The organism is Streptomyces albiaxialis (assembly GCF_039530985.1).
GTDB classification, from domain to species: Bacteria; Actinomycetota; Actinomycetes; order Streptomycetales; family Streptomycetaceae; genus Streptomyces; species Streptomyces albiaxialis.
Genome location: NZ_BAAAPE010000010.1, coordinates 60236 through 74186 on the forward strand (window position 1 = coordinate 60236; position 13951 = coordinate 74186).

Annotated in this window: 12 protein-coding genes; 6 read left to right on the forward strand and 6 right to left on the reverse strand. The window is 74.2% G+C overall.

What is annotated here, in order from left to right:
• Nucleotides 1-18 precede the first annotated feature (18 nt).
• The 5 genes from ABD343_RS20095 (at nucleotide 19) to ABD343_RS20115 (ending at nucleotide 7048) form a co-directional block, all read left to right on the forward strand.
• Nucleotides 19-2127 (forward strand): putative cobaltochelatase, encoded by a 2109-nt coding sequence (locus ABD343_RS20095; RefSeq protein ID WP_344530123.1) that lies wholly within the window; start codon nucleotides 19-21, stop codon nucleotides 2125-2127.
• A complete protein-coding gene (gene cobO / locus ABD343_RS20100) occupies nucleotides 2127-2732 on the forward strand; it encodes a cob(I)yrinic acid a,c-diamide adenosyltransferase (protein ID WP_344530125.1) in 606 nt (201 codons plus the stop codon). Before ABD343_RS20095 ends, cobO begins: the two co-directional genes overlap by 1 nt.
• A 31-nt stretch (nucleotides 2733-2763) precedes the next feature.
• Entirely contained in the window at nucleotides 2764-4173 is a 1410-nt protein-coding gene (locus tag ABD343_RS20105) for a cobyrinic acid a,c-diamide synthase CobB (protein WP_344530127.1), read from the forward strand.
• Nucleotides 4170-5630 carry an Rv2231c family histidinol phosphate aminotransferase CobC gene (gene cobC / locus ABD343_RS20110; protein WP_344530129.1) on the forward strand — a complete coding sequence of 487 codons (1461 nt, stop codon included), beginning with the start codon at nucleotides 4170-4172 and terminating at the stop codon, nucleotides 5628-5630. The genes ABD343_RS20105 and cobC overlap by 4 nt, the downstream gene beginning before the upstream one ends.
• Nucleotides 5631-5737: 107 nt before the next feature.
• Nucleotides 5738-7048 carry an alpha/beta fold hydrolase gene (locus ABD343_RS20115; RefSeq protein WP_344530130.1) on the forward strand — a complete coding sequence of 437 codons (1311 nt, stop codon included), beginning with the start codon at nucleotides 5738-5740 and terminating at the stop codon, nucleotides 7046-7048.
• A gap of 112 nt (nucleotides 7049-7160) precedes the next feature.
• Here ABD343_RS20115 and ABD343_RS20120 read toward each other — a convergent pair whose 3' ends face one another.
• The 6 genes from ABD343_RS20120 to ABD343_RS20145 all read right to left on the reverse strand — a co-directional run bounded on the left by ABD343_RS20120 (nucleotide 7161) and on the right by ABD343_RS20145 (nucleotide 12889).
• Nucleotides 7161-7565, reverse strand: coding sequence for a DnaJ family domain-containing protein (locus tag ABD343_RS20120; protein ID WP_344530132.1), 405 nt, complete (start codon nucleotides 7563-7565; stop codon nucleotides 7161-7163).
• Nucleotides 7566-7611: 46 nt separating this feature from the next.
• Complete coding sequence (locus ABD343_RS20125; RefSeq protein WP_344530134.1) at nucleotides 7612-8346, reverse strand: DsbA family oxidoreductase; 735 nt, start codon at nucleotides 8344-8346, stop codon at nucleotides 7612-7614.
• Nucleotides 8337-9764: a carboxyl transferase domain-containing protein gene (locus ABD343_RS20130; protein ID WP_344530136.1), complete on the reverse strand. Its 1428-nt coding sequence runs from the start codon at nucleotides 9762-9764 to the stop codon at nucleotides 8337-8339. The genes ABD343_RS20125 and ABD343_RS20130 overlap by 10 nt, the downstream gene beginning before the upstream one ends.
• A gap of 32 nt (nucleotides 9765-9796) precedes the next feature.
• A complete protein-coding gene (locus ABD343_RS20135; RefSeq protein ID WP_344530138.1) occupies nucleotides 9797-11044 on the reverse strand; it encodes an RNA polymerase sigma factor in 1248 nt (415 codons plus the stop codon).
• A 28-nt stretch (nucleotides 11045-11072) separates the two neighbouring features.
• Nucleotides 11073-11486 (reverse strand): YciI family protein, encoded by a 414-nt coding sequence (locus ABD343_RS20140; protein ID WP_344530140.1) that lies wholly within the window; start codon nucleotides 11484-11486, stop codon nucleotides 11073-11075.
• A gap of 302 nt (nucleotides 11487-11788) precedes the next feature.
• A complete protein-coding gene (locus tag ABD343_RS20145; protein ID WP_344530141.1) occupies nucleotides 11789-12889 on the reverse strand; it encodes an amidohydrolase family protein in 1101 nt (366 codons plus the stop codon).
• A gap of 494 nt (nucleotides 12890-13383) precedes the next feature.
• On the opposite strand from ABD343_RS20145, the gene ectA reads away from it, so the two are divergent.
• Complete coding sequence (ectA, locus tag ABD343_RS20150; RefSeq protein ID WP_344530143.1) at nucleotides 13384-13899, forward strand: diaminobutyrate acetyltransferase; 516 nt, start codon at nucleotides 13384-13386, stop codon at nucleotides 13897-13899.
• Nucleotides 13900-13951: the final 52 nt, after the last annotated feature.

Here is a 13951-nt window from a genome sequence, read left to right on the forward strand (position 1 = left end):
CGAAGGAGTGACCATCACGTGACGCCTCCCTACCCCTTCACCGCCCTCGTCGGCCAGGACGACTTGCGGCTCGCTCTCCTGCTCAACGCCGTCTCCCCTGCTGTCGGCGGAGTTCTCGTGCGCGGGGAGAAGGGGTCGGCCAAGAGCACCGCGGTAAGAGCCGTCACCGCGCTCATGCCCGAGGTCGAGGTCGTCCCGGGCTGCCGTTTCTCCTGCGCCCCCGCCTCCCCCGACCCGGCGTGCCCGGACGGGCCGCACGACAGCGGCGTCACCGGTGAGGCGAGGGCCGCGCGGATGGTCGAGCTGCCCGTGGGCGCGTCCGAGGACCGTCTCGTGGGGGCGCTCGACATCGAGCGGGCGCTCTCGGACGGCGTGAAGGCGTTCGAGCCCGGCCTCCTCGCGGACGCCCACCGGGGCGTGCTCTACGTGGACGAGGTCAACCTGCTCCACGACCATCTGGTCGATCTCCTGCTCGACGCCGCCGCCATGGGCGCCTCGTACGTCGAGCGCGAGGGCGTGTCCGTGCGGCACGCCTCCCGTTTCCTGCTCGTCGGGACGATGAACCCGGAAGAGGGCGAGCTGCGCCCGCAGTTGCTCGACCGGTTCGGCCTGACCGTGGAGGTCGCGGCCTCGCGCGAGACGGACGAGCGCGTGGAGGTCGTACGGCGGCGGCTCGCGTACGACGACGATCCCGACGGGTTCGCGGGGCGCTGGGCCGAGGACGAGCGCGCCATGCGGGAGCGGATCGCCGCCGCGCGGGCGCTGCTGCCGCGGGTACGGCTGGGCGACGCGGCGCTGCGTCAGATCGCGGCCACCTGCGCGGCGTTCGAGGTGGACGGCATGCGGGCCGACCTCGTGATGGCCCGTACGGCGACGGCGCTCGCCGCGTGGGCGGGACGCGAGGACGTGACGGCCGAGGACGTGCGGCAGGCCGCGCTGCTCGCGCTGCCGCACCGCCGCCGCAGGAACCCCTTCGACGCGCCCGGGCTCGACGAGGACAAGCTCGACGAGACCCTGGAGCAGAACAGCGGCGCGGACGAGGACGACGACCCGGACCCCGGGGGCCCGGAGGGCCCCGACGACCCGGGCGGCGGCGACGGGCCCGACGGGGGCGGCGGCCTGCCCCCGGAGGCGCCGGAGACATCGGAGTCGCCGGAGTCGCCGGACGGGCGGCAGCGGGACGAGCAGCCTTCCGTCCCGGAGCAGGGGCAGCCGCAGGAGGCCGCCTCGGAGCCTTCCGAGGCGTCGGCCGAGCAGGCCCCCGCCGAGGGCGCGCGGGCCCCGGAGAAGGGCGCTGCGCCCGCCGCCGAGCCCTTCAAGGCCCGTACGCTCACCGTCCCCGGGCTCGGTGAGGGCGCCGCCGGGCGGCGCTCCCGCGCCCGTACGGCGCACGGGCGCACGACCGGCGCCCGGCGGCCCCAGGGCGCGCTCGGCAAGCTGCATCTGGCGGCGACCGTGCAGGCCGCCGCGCCGCACCAGCACGCACGCGGGCGCGCTGGCAGCGGGCTGCTGCTGCGCAGGGACGACCTGCGCGAGGCCGTACGGGAGGGCCGCGAGGGCAATCTCGTCCTGTTCGTCGTCGACGCCTCGGGCTCGATGGCGGCGCGGCGGCGCATGAGCGCGGTCAAGGGCGCCGTGCTGTCGCTGCTGCTCGACGCCTACCAGCGGCGCGACAAGGTCGGCCTGGTGACGTTCCGCAGGAGCGAGGCGGAGGTCGCGCTGCCGCCGACCTCGTCCGTCGACACCGCCGCGGCTCGCCTGGAGTCGCTGCCGACCGGCGGCCGTACGCCTCTGGCGGCCGGGCTGCTGAAGGCCCGTGAGGTGCTGCGCGTGGAGCGGATGCGCGATCCCGCGCGCCGCCCGCTGCTCGTCACCGTCACGGACGGCAAGGCCACCGGCGGCCCCGAACCCGTCGTACGGGCACGCCGCGCGGCGTCCCTGCTCGCCGCCGACGGCACCGCCTCGGTGGTCGTGGACTGCGAGGCGGGGCCCGTGCGGCTCGGGCTCGCGGCCGAGCTGGCGCGGGACCTGGGCGGTCCCGCGGTCACGCTGGACGAGCTGCGCGCCGACGCCGTCACCGACCTCGTACGCCATGCCACCGCCACGCACTCACGGAGGGCCGCCTGATGCCAAAGGGACAGCCGAACGTCGTTCCGGACGACGGACTCACCACGCGCCAGCGGCGCAACCGGCCGCTGGTCGCCGTCCATACGGGCACCGGCAAGGGGAAGTCGACGGCCGCCTTCGGGATGGCGCTGCGCGCCTGGAACCAGGGCTGGCCGATCGGGGTGTTCCAGTTCGTGAAGTCGGCCAAGTGGAAGGTCGGCGAGGAGCGTGCCCTGCGCGTACTGGGCGACACCGGCGAGGGCGGCACCGTCGCCTGGCACAAGATGGGCGAGGGCTGGTCCTGGATCCAGCGCGGCGCACAGGACGAGCTGAGCAGCGAGGAGGCGGCCCGCGAGGGCTGGGAGCAGGTCAAGCGCGACCTGGCGGCCGAGACGTACAAGCTCTACGTGCTGGACGAGTTCGCCTACCCGATGCACTGGGGCTGGATCGACACGGACGAGGTGGTCTCCGTGCTGAACGAGCGCCCGGGGAGCCAGTACGTGGTGATCACGGGGCGGAACGCGCCGGAGAAGCTGCTGGAGGCCGCCGACCTGGTGACCGAGATGACGAAGGTCAAGCACCCGATGGACGCGGGCCAGAAGGGCCAGCGGGGCATCGAATGGTGACGTGCCGAGCGGCGGACCGGCCGGTCGCGCCATGCTGAACACCGTGCCGCGCCTGGTCGTCGCCGCCCCCGCCTCGGGATGCGGCAAGACGACCGTGGCCACGGGCCTGATGGCCGCGTTCGCCGCGCGGGGACTCGCCGTGTCGGGCCACAAGGTCGGCCCCGACTACATCGATCCCGGCTACCACGCGCTGGCGACGGGCCGCCCGGGGCGGAACCTGGACGCGTACCTGTGCGGCCCGGGGCGGATCGCGCCCCTGTTCGCACACGGTTCGGCGGGCGCCGGCCTCGCCGTCGTGGAGGGCGTGATGGGCCTCTACGACGGCGCGAGCGGCGAGGGCGAACTGGCCTCCACCGCCCATGTGGCGAAGCTGCTCAAGGCGCCGGTGGTGCTCGTCGTGGACGCCTCGTCGCAGTCCCGGTCGGTGGCGGCCCTGGTGCACGGCTTCGCCTCCTGGGACCCCGAGGTACGCGTCGCGGGCGTGGTGCTCAACAAGGTGGGCTCCGCGCGCCACGAGGAGCTGCTGCGGGAGGCGCTGGGCGGCTCCGGCGTGCCCGTCCTGGGGGCGCTCCGGCGTGCCCCTGTCGTACGGGCGCCCTCGCGCCATCTGGGCCTGGTCCCGGTGGCCGAACGGCGCGCCGACGCCGTCGAGTCCGTGGCGGCGCTGGCGGAGCAGGTGCGCGAGGGGTGCGACCTGGACGCGCTGCTGGCGCTGGCCAGGACCGCGCCGCCGCTGGAGGGCGCGGCGTGGGACGCGGCGGCCGAGGTGGCGGCGGGGGCAAGGGCCGGGGCAGAGGCCGGGGCGGCGCGGGAGGCGCGTTCTTCCTCCGGGCGTCCCGTCGTCGCCGTCGCGGGCGGGCCCGCGTTCACCTTCTCGTACGCGGAGCACACGGAGCTGCTGACGGCCGCGGGCGCCGAGGTCGTCCCGTTCGACCCGTTGCGTGACGAGACGCTGCCCGAGGGGACGGGCGGGCTGGTCATCGGCGGAGGGTTCCCCGAGGTGTACGCGCCGGAGCTGTCGGAGAACGAGGCGCTCCGCAAGGAAATCGCGACGTTCCGGGGGCCCGTGGCCGCCGAGTGCGCCGGACTGCTGTACCTGGCCAGGGAGCTGGACGGCAAGCCGATGTGCGGCCTGCTGGACGCGACCGCGCGGATGACGAAGAACCTTACCCTGGGCTACCGCGAGGCCGTCGCCGTCGCGGACAACGTGCTCGCCGCCGCCGGCACGCGCGTACGGGGGCACGAGTTCCACCGCACGGCCCTGGAGCCGGGGGCCGGCACCATGCCCGCCTGGGGCATGGTCCGTCCCGAGCGCAGGGTCGAGGGGTACGCCGAGGGGAACGTGCACGCCTCGTATCTGCACGTCCACTGGGCAGCCGCTCCTGAGACGGCCGGACGGTTCGTCGCGGGAGCCGCGCGGCGGCAAGGGGCGGCACGATGACGGGGACGTCCCTTTTCGTCGGCGTCGGCGCGCGGGAAGGCGTGACCGTGGACGAGGTCCTCCTGGCCGTTGAGCGAGTGCTCAACGAGGCCGGTACGGACGCGCGCTCCGTCGCCGCGCTCGCCACGGCCGACGCGAAGGGCCGCGAGCCCGGACTGGCCGACGCCGCCGCACGACTGGGCGTGCCCCTGCGGACGTACGCGCCGGAGGAACTGTCCGCGGTGACCGTGCCCAGCCCCTCGGGCACCGTACGGGCGGCCGTCGGGACGCCCTCGGTCGCGGAGGCGGCGGCTCTGCTCGCCGCCGGGGGCCGGGAGGGCGAACTCCTCGTCCCCAAGCGGAAGTCGGAACGGGTGACGGCCGCGGCCGCCGCCCGGCGGACGGGCCATGCCCCGCCCCACGCCCCCGACCTGCGCCACCATGGCGACGCCGAAGTGCGCGGCACCGCCGGGACCGGGCTGACGGACCTCGCGGTGAACGTCCGTACCGGCACGCCCCCGGAGTGGCTGCGTGCCCGGCTCGTGGCCTCCCTGGACGGTCTCGCCGCGTACCCCGACGGCCGCCCGGCGCGCGAGGCGGTCGCCGAGCGGCACGGCCTGTCGCCGGACCGGGTGCTGCTGACGGCGGGCGCCGCCGAGGCCTTCGTGCTGCTCGCGCGGGCCCTTCCGGCGGCCCGGCCGGTCGTCGTACACCCCCAGTTCACCGAGCCGGAGGCGGCGCTGCGGGACGCCGGGCACGAGGTCGGGCGCGTCCTGCTCGACCCGGACGACGGGTTCCGGCTGGACCCCACGCGCGTGCCCGCCGACGCCGATCTGGTGGTCGTGGGCAACCCGACGAACCCGACGTCCGTGCTGCACCCCGCGGACGCCCTCGCGGCGCTCGCGCGCGAGGGGCGCACGCTCGTGGTGGACGAGGCGTTCATCGACGCCGTCCCCGGCGAACGGGAGTCCCTCGTCCCCCTGCTCGGCGGTCTGCCGGGGCGCGTGGCCGTCCTGCGCAGCCTCACCAAGACCTGGGGGCTCGCGGGCCTCCGCGTCGGCTACGTACTGACGGACCCGGCGACCGTACGGGCGCTGGAGCGCCCTCAGCCGCTGTGGCCCGTCTCGACGCCCGCGCTGGCCGCGGCCGAGGCGTGCGGCACGCCGGACGCGCTCGCCGAGGCGGAGACGGCGGCCAAGGAGTTCGGGGCCGACCGCGCGTATCTGATGGACCGGCTGGCGGCCTTCCGGCAGGACGGTCTGCGGACGGCGACGGACGCCCCGGAGGGCCCGTTCCTGCTGGTGCGCCACCCGGACGCGGCGGCGCTCCGGGAGAGACTGCGCGATCTGGGCTTCGCGGTGCGGCGGGGCGACACGTTCCCCGGGCTCGGCCCGGAGTGGTTCCGGATGGCCGTCAGGGACCGCGGAACGACCGACCGGCTGATGGGCGCACTGGCGGTGGCCCTCGGGCGCGGATAGGGTCCGCGCGCGCCCGTTTCGTGCACACGCGCCCCTTCCATGTCCGGGCACTGCTGCACGTACGGCCGCCCGCCCCTCCGTACGACCGTGACCCGAGGAGGTCTCCCGTGCCCGTCACTCACCGGCACCCCGGCACCGTTCTGACCGACCATGTGTTCCCCGTCCCCCTGGACCACGCGGCCCCGGACGGCGAGCAGATCGAGGTGTACGCGCGGGAGCTGGTCGCGGCGGGAAGAGAGCGCGAGGACCTGCCGTGGCTGGTCTATCTCCAGGGCGGTCCCGGCGGCCGTTCGCCGCGCCCTGTGGGCCCGGACTGGTGGGCGCCCGCGCTGCGCCACTACCGGGTGCTGCTGCTCGACCAGCGGGGCACGGGGAGGTCGACGCCCGCGAACCGCCAGTCCCTCCCGCTGCGCGGCACCCCGCGCGAACAGGCCGACTATCTGGCGCTCTTCCGCGCCGACTCCATCGTCAAGGACGCCGAAGTCGTCAGGAAGCGGCTGCTGGGCGCGGGTGTCCCGTGGTCGGTGATCGGGCAGAGCTTCGGCGGCTTCTGCACGACCACGTACCTGTCGTTCGCGCCGGAGGGGGTGCGCGAGGCGTTCGTCACCGGCGGCCTGCCGGGGCTCCGCACCGGTGCCGAGGACATCTACCGGAAGTCGTATCCGCGCGTCGCCTCCAAGAACGCCGCATTCTACGACCGTTACCCCGGGGACGTCGGCACGGTGCGGGAGATCGCCGAGCACCTCGCCGAGCACGAGGCCACGCTGCCGGACGGCAGCCCGCTCACCGTGGAGCGCTTCCAGTGGCTCGGCCTGATGCTGGGCATGGGCAGCGGCCCGGACCTGCTGCACTACCTGCTGGAGGACGCCTGGACGCCGGGCCGCGCGGGACGCGAGCTGTCCGACACCTTCCTGGAGGGCGTGCGCCCCCACGTCTCCCTGGCCACCAACCCGCTGTTCGCGCTGCTGCACGAGGCGTCCTACGGGCAGCGCTCGGTCAGCAAGGAGGGCACCCGATGGGCGGCGCAGCGGGTGCGGGACGAGTTCCCCGTGTTCGACGCGCGACGGGCGCTGGACGAGGGGCGGCAGGTGTACTTCACCGGGGAGATGATCTACCCCTGGCAGTTCGAGACGGACCCCGCGCTGGTGCCGCTGCACGAGACAGCGCACCTGCTGGCGGAGCGGGGCGACTGGCCGGACCTGTACGACCCCGCGCGGCTGGCGGCCAACGAGGTGCCCGTCCACGCGGTGGTCTACTACGACGACATGTACGTCGACCGCGACGACTCGATGGCCACGGCGCAGGCGGTGCGCGGCACGCGGGCCTGGGTGACCAGCGAGTGGGAGCACGACGGGCTGCGCGTCGGTCAGGGGCGCGTGCTGGAACGGCTGATCGGGATGGCGCGCGGGGAGTTCTGAGCCGGGACCGGAGACACCAGAGCCGGGACCGGACGCGTCAGGGCCGGGCCCGGAGACGCCAGGGCCGGGCCCGGACCGGGGCCGGGGGCGCCCCGGCCGTTCAGCCGCTCGTTCAGCCGTTGTCCCGCGCCGCGCGCCACTCGTCGAGGGCACGCTCCAGGTCGAACGGGACGAGGCGGTGGGGCGGGCCCTCGGGCGGGTGCTTGATGGCCTCGCGGATCTTCGCGTTGATCCCCTCGACGATCTCGCGGACCTCGGTCTCCGAACGGGCCCGCGCCAGCGCGGCGCGGGCCTCGTCGGCCTCCTTGCGCAGGGCGAGGGAGGGCGGCAGATAGCTGAGGTTCTCGTCGCGCATCTTGCGCTCGACCCACCACTGCTCGTTGTAGGGCCGGTGCTCGTCCTTGAGGGGCTTGCCCGCGCCCGGCAGGTTCGCGAACTCGCCGCGCTCCTCGGCCTCGCGGATCTGCCGGTCGGCCCAGGTCTCGAAGCTGATCCCGGGAGGCTTGCGCTCGGTCACGGTGCGTCCCCTTCTCCGGTGGCCGGGCCCCTCCCGCGCGTGGGGGTCAGGGCTTGGCGTCGGGTATCTCGCAGGCCCCATCCTCGCAGACGGGCGCGTCGGTGCCCTGGGCGGCCGCGGCCACGGTGACCAGGCCGCCACCCGCCGCGTACGCCTGGTCGAGTGCCTGGGTGAAGACCTCGGGCGGCTGGGCCCCGGAGACGCCGAAGCGGCGGTCGATCACGAAGAACGGCACGCCCGTGGCGCCGAGTTGGGCGGCCTCGCGCTCGTCCGTCCGTACGGCCTCGGCGTACGCCTCCTTGTCGGCCAGGACGGCGCGGGCCTCCGACTCGTCGACCCCCGCCCCGGTGACGACGCGCAGCAGCGTCTCCTGGTCGTTGAGATTGAGCAGGTCGGCGAAATGGGCGCGGTAGAACGCGTCGAGCAGGGCGTCGTGCGCCTTCTCGCCGTGGGTCCTGGCGGCGTGCAGCAGGCGGTGGAGGTCGAAGGTCGAGCCGCTGATCTCGCGCCCCTCCCCGTACTCCAGGCCCTCCCCCGCGGCGGACGCGGCGACGTCCCGCTCGGCGGCCTCGGCCTGCTCCGGCGACAGCCCGTACTTCTCCACGAGCATCGTGGTCACGGGCGCGCCCGGCGGATCTCCCGCGTTCGGATTCAGCTCGAACGAGCGGTGGTGGACCTCCACGTCGTCGCGGTGCGCGAACGCCGCGAGCCCCTTTTCGAAGCGTGCCTTGCCGATGTAGCAGAAGGGGCAGGCGATGTCGGACCAGATCTCTACTCGCATACCGGGGGCAACCCCGGAGCGCGGGGGGCTATTCCCCGGGCGACGCCGAGCCCGACGGCGTCCTGGGGGCGCAGCCGCAGCTCCTCGGCGGTCTCCGGGACGCGTTCGGGGCCGCGCTTGAGGATCGCGGCGGCCATCTCCGGGGCGATCACCGAGAAGTAGCTGTCCGGCGTGACCCACAGCGCCCCGGGCGCCGCGAGCGCGAGGGCGCCGCCCGAGCCGCCCTCGCCGATCAGCAGCGAGGTGACGGGCACGGCGGCCTCGGCGACGGCGGCGAAGACGTCGGCGATGGCCGGACCGGCACCGGCACGCTCGGCCTCGGCGTCGTTCGCGGCGCCGGGGGTGTCGATCAGGGTGAGCACGGGGAGCCCGAGCCGGTCCGCGAGGCGGATCAGCCGCGCGGCGGTGCGGTAGCCGGAGGGCAGGGTCGCGGTGCCGCACTGCGCGGCGTAGGCGACGGTGCGGCCCCGGTGCCGTCCGAAGCCGCACCGCATGCCCGGGTCGACGCCTCCGGCGCGGTCGCCGCTGATCTCCTCGCGCTCGGCGAAGTAGGCGTCCAGATAGGCCGCGGCGCGGGGCCTGTCCCGCGAGCGGGCCCGGGAGACGGCCTCGGTGCCGCTCTCCGGGGGCGGGGCGGAGGTGAGCGCGTACGGGACAGGCGCGGGCTCGGGAGCGGGCCCGGGCTCAGGCTCAGGCTCAGGCTCAGGCGGAGCCTCTCCCCTCGTCCCGTTCCCTCCGTCCGTCAGGAGGCCGAGCCAGCGGGCGACGGCGGGGCCCGCCTCGTCCTCCGGGACGATCTGGTCGAGGTGTCCCGCCGCGTGCTGTCCCTCGACCGTGTAGGCGCCCGGGTCGGCGTCGCGCGGGCGTACGCGCGATCCCGCGAAGCCCGCCTGCGCGCCCGGCAGCCCGAGCACCACGTCGGCGCCCGCGGCGAGGGTGGCCCAGCCGCCGCCGGTCGCCGGGTCGCGGACGAGCGCGAGCTGCGGCAGTCCCGCGCGCCGGGTGAGCGCGGTCTGCCGGGCGACGCGCTGGAGCTGGGTGAGCGCGCGCATGCCCTCCTGCATCCTGCTGCCGCCCGTCGCGACGAGCGTGACCACGGGCAGCCCCTGCTCGCGCGCCCGCGCGTGTGCCGCCTCGATACGGTCGCCCGTGCGCTCCCCCAGCGAGCCGCCGAGATAGCCGAACTCGAAGGAGATCAGCACCGCTTCGACGCTTCCCGCCTTGCCGGTGCCGCACAGGACGGACTCGCTCTCGCCCGTACGGTCGCGGGCCCGGGCGCGTGCCGCGTCGTATCCGCCCCAGCCGAGCGGGCCGTCGGGGGGCTGGGGGCGTTCCGGGCCCGTGAAGGCGCTGAAGTCCCGCGCCACCAGGGCGAGCGCGTCCCGCGCGGAAAGGGCGGAGGGTCCCGTCGTGGTCATTCCCCCAGGCTGCGGTACGGGGCCCTCCGGTGTCATCCGGGATCGACGCGTGCGGCCCTCTCCAAGAGGTAGCGCCGTTCGGGCAGGCTGAGGGTGCGCTCGGCGGCCGTACGGTACGCGGCCACGGCCGCCTCCGGTTCTCCGGCCATTTCGAGAAGGTGCGCCCGTACGGCCGCGAGCCGGTGGTGCCGGGCCATCGACGGGTCGTCGTCCAGTGCCGCCAGCCTGCCGAGCCCGACGCGCGGCCCGTGGACCATCGCGGCGGCCACGGCGTGGTTGAGCGCGACGACGGGCCCGGGGGCGAACCGTTCGAGAAGGTCGTAGAGCGCGAGGATCTGCGGCCAGTCGGTCTCCTCCGCGGAGGGCGCCTCGTCGTGCACGGCGGCGATGGCGGCCTGGAGCTGGTACGGGCCGAGGGACCTGTGGGTGAGCGCCTCGGTGACCAGGGCGACGCCCTCCGCGACGGCGTCCCTGTGCCACAGGTCCCGGTCCTGCTCCGCGAGCGGCACGAGCGAGCCGTCGGGCTTCGTACGGGCGTCCCGCCGCGCGTCGGTGAGCAGCATGAGCGCGAGCAGGCCCGCCACCTCGCCGTCCTCCGGGAGGAGTCGGCGCAGGGCGCGGGTCAGGCGGATGGCCTCTCCGGCCAGTTCGCGGCGCTGGAGGGAGCTGCCCGCCGTGGCCGTGTAGCCCTCGTTGAAGATGAGGTACAGGACCTGGAGGACGGCGCCGAGACGGTCGGCGAGTTCGGCCTTCCCCGGGCGCGCGAACCGTCCGCCCTCCTTGCGGATGCGCTGTTTGGCGCGGCTGACCCGCTGCGCCATGGTCGCCTCGGGGACGAGGTAGGCGCGGGCGATCTCGGCCGTGGTGAGGCCGCCGACCGCGCGCAGGGTGAGCGCGGACTGCGACTCCGGGGTGAGCGCCGGATGGCAGCACAGGAAGAGCAGCGCGAGGGTGTCGTCCTCGGACGGGGCGCGGCTCTCGCCGGGGGGCGGCGCGTGCAGCGCGTCGCTCGGGGAGCTGGCGGCGATCCGTTCCTCGCGCCGTCTGCGTGCTTCTTCCGCGCGGAGGGTGTCGGTCAGCCGCCGGGAGGCGACGCGGATGAGCCAGCCGCGCGGGTTCTCCGGCCTTCCGGACTCGGGCCACTGCCGTACGGCGGCGAGCAGCGCCTCCTGGACGGCGTCCTCCGCGGCGTCGAAATGGCCGTACCGGCGTACGAGCGCGCCGAGGACCTGCGGAGCCAGTCGGCGCAGCAGGTCCTCGTCCGGTGTCCGCGCGGTCATGGAACCGATCGGTTCCGTCTCGTCCCCGTCACAGCTCCTCGGCGCCGGCGTCGCCGATCGGCTGGACCACGACGGGCAGGCTCGCGGACGCGCCCTCGGGCACGGGACATGAGAAGGCGCGGGCGGCGATCTCGATGGCCCGCTCCTCGCTGGCCACGTCCACGATCCAGTAGCCCGCGAGGACCTCCTTGGCCTCGACGAAGGGACCGTCGACGACCACCGTCTTCCCGTCCTTCACGGTGACGGCCTTGCCCTGCGCGGGGGCGGTCAGCCCCTGGGCGTCGATCAGCTCGCCGGACTCCGCGAGGTCGTTGTTGAGGGCGCCCATGTACTCGAACATCGCCTTCATGGACTCCTCGGTCCATACGGCCGGACCGTCCCCCTTGCCCTCCATGGCGTCGTACTCGGCCTGGTTGCCCATGACCATCAGCATGTACTTCATGGTGTCCGCCTCCTCGGCACGGTGCCCGGTGCGGGCGCCTCTCACGGGGGACGTCGGAGCCGTTGAGGAGTTCTCGACATCCCTGGCGAGAAAAATTCTGCCGCCCCGGTACGACGGGCGCACGGTTTCCGGGAGGAGCGACCGCGGGGCCCGGAAGGGACTACCGCACGTCCCTGAACAACTACCGCACGTCCCTAGGAACTACCGCACGTCCCTGAGGAACTACCGCACGTCCCTAGGGACGACCGCACGTCCCTAGGAACTACCGCACGTCCCTAGGGACGACCGCACGTCCTTAGGGACTACTGCACGACGCGTCCGCGCAGCACGACGTGCCGGGGTGCGACCAGGACACCCACGTCCGCCCTGGGGTCGGTCGGGTAGACGACGAAGTCGGCGGGTGCCCCCTCCTCCAGGCCGTGCCTGCCCAGCCAGGAGCGGGCGCCCCAGGTCGCGGAGGAGAGCGCGTCCCGCGCGGGGATACCGGCCTTGACCAGCTCGGCGACCTCCTGGCCCACCAGCCCGTGCGGCAGGGAGCCGCCCGCGTCGGTGCCGGTGAAGACGGGGATGCCCGCGTCCCAGGCGGCGCGTACGGTCTCGTACCGGCGCTCGTGGAGGCGCCGCATATGGTCCGCCCAGCGGGGGAATTTCGCCTCGCCCCCCTCGGCGAGCGCCGGGAACGTGGCGATGTTGACCAGGGTGGGCACGATCGCGACGCCCCGCTCGGCGAAGAGCGGGATGGTCTCCTCGGTGAGCCCCGTCGCGTGCTCGACGCAGTCGATCCCGGCGTCCACCAGGTCGTACAGGGAGTCCTCGGCGAAGCAGTGCGCCGTCACGCGCGCGCCCTCCTCGTGGGCGGCGGCGATGGCCTCGTCGATCGCCCAGCGGGGCCAGCAGGCGGTCAGATCGCCCTCCTCGCGGTCGATCCAGTCGCCGACGAGCTTGACCCAGCCGTCGCCGCGCCGCGCCTCCTGGCGCACGTACGCGGCGAGGTCGCCGGGCTCGATCTCGTGCGCGTAGTTGCGGATGTACCGGCGGGTACGGGCGATGTGGCGGCCCGCGCGGATGATGCGGGGCAGGTCCTCGCGGTCGTCGATCCAGCGGGTGTCGGAGGGCGAGCCCGCGTCGCGCAGCAGCAGCGCGCCGGCCTCGCGGTCGGTGAGGGCCTGCTTCTCGCTGGTGGAGTCGTCCACGGGGCCGTGGGCGTCTAGCCCGACATGGCAGTGCGCGTCGACGAGGCCGGGCAGCGTCCAGCCCTCCAGGGTGGTCACGGGGAGCGGGGCCGGCGGCCGTTCGTAGGTGATCCTCCCGTCCACCGCCCACAGTTCGTCACGGACGTCCTCGGGCCCCGCCAGCACCCGCCCCTTGACACGCAGCACCGGCTGCGTCGCGCGCTCACTCATGGGGGCACTGTACGAGTCGGGTGTCCCGTACACACGCCCGGTGAACGGACTCGGGCCACGGGAACGGGGGAACACGAGAACACGAGTTCCGGGAGGGCGACTTCCGAGAAACCCCTGACACCCGCGGACACCCCGAATTAGGATGCATTTCACGCAGGCTTTCGAGTACAGGTTCCCGTATTCTTCTGCCCGCTCTCCGCCAGCTCAAACGCTAAGATTTCGCTAGCTTCAATCGCCGTAATTCGGACGCGTCTCGCCTCCGTTACGCCACTGTGACGGACTCCACAAGACGGTCCTTTTGCCCGGATAAAACCGCACATGACCGGGGAGAATGGCGGGGTCTTACGCGCCTGCGCGCCCCCGCGCGATAACACAACGCGCCCCCCTCACGTAACCCCTCACCCCCGTGCGCTTTCAGATTCTGCTGGGTAAATTGAATCCGCATGACCGCCGCACAAGCAGACCTTGCACGTGCCCATAGCGATTTCCTGGAAATGCCGGAGGGACTGAAGCTCGACACTCCCCGGGTGGAGGACGGAGCCGCGATCTGGCGCATCGCCCGCGACTCCCGGACGCTCGACCTGAACTCCTCCTACAGCTACCTGCTGTGGTGCCGCGACTTCGCGGCCACCTCGGTCGTCGCCCGCGACGCGGACGGCGCTCCGGTCGGGTTCATCACCGGTTACGTACGCGCCGACAGCCCCCGCACCCTCCTGGTGTGGCAGGTGGCCGTCGACGAGGCGGCGCGCGGCCGCGGGCTCGCGGCGGCGATGCTCGACGGGCTGACCCTGCGGGTCGCCGAGGAGACCGGGATCGACAGCGTAGAGACCACGGTCACCCCCGACAACGCCCCCTCGAACCGCCTGTTCACCTCCTACGCGCGCCGCCATGAGGCGCCGGTCGAGAAGGAGGTGCTGTTCGGTGCCGAGGTCTTCCCGGAGACGGGCCATGAACCCGAGGTGCTGTACCGGATAGGTCCGGTCGTGTTTCCCGGCGCAGCGCGGCGCTGACGTACACGACCCTCGCCCCCGGGCATTCGGTACCGACCGGTTCCGTTCGCAC

What these genes read in the sequence shown, in the direction of transcription:
- ABD343_RS20125 (WP_344530134.1), bottom strand. Translation starts at nt 8,346, where the DNA reads ATGCGAGTAGAGATCTGGTCCGACATCGCCTGCCCCTTCTGCTACATC.
- cobC (WP_344530129.1), top strand. Translation starts at nt 4,170, where the DNA reads ATGACGGGGACGTCCCTTTTCGTCGGCGTCGGCGCGCGGGAAGGCGTG.
- ABD343_RS20130 (WP_344530136.1), bottom strand. Translation starts at nt 9,764, where the DNA reads ATGACCACGACGGGACCCTCCGCCCTTTCCGCGCGGGACGCGCTCGCC.
- ectA (WP_344530143.1), top strand. Translation starts at nt 13,384, where the DNA reads ATGCCGGAGGGACTGAAGCTCGACACTCCCCGGGTGGAGGACGGAGCC.
- ABD343_RS20140 (WP_344530140.1), bottom strand. Translation starts at nt 11,486, where the DNA reads ATGAAGTACATGCTGATGGTCATGGGCAACCAGGCCGAGTACGACGCC.
- ABD343_RS20145 (WP_344530141.1), bottom strand. Translation starts at nt 12,889, where the DNA reads ATGAGTGAGCGCGCGACGCAGCCGGTGCTGCGTGTCAAGGGGCGGGTG.
- ABD343_RS20135 (WP_344530138.1), bottom strand. Translation starts at nt 11,044, where the DNA reads ATGACCGCGCGGACACCGGACGAGGACCTGCTGCGCCGACTGGCTCCG.
- cobO (WP_344530125.1), top strand. Translation starts at nt 2,127, where the DNA reads ATGCCAAAGGGACAGCCGAACGTCGTTCCGGACGACGGACTCACCACG.
- ABD343_RS20105 (WP_344530127.1), top strand. Translation starts at nt 2,764, where the DNA reads ATGCTGAACACCGTGCCGCGCCTGGTCGTCGCCGCCCCCGCCTCGGGA.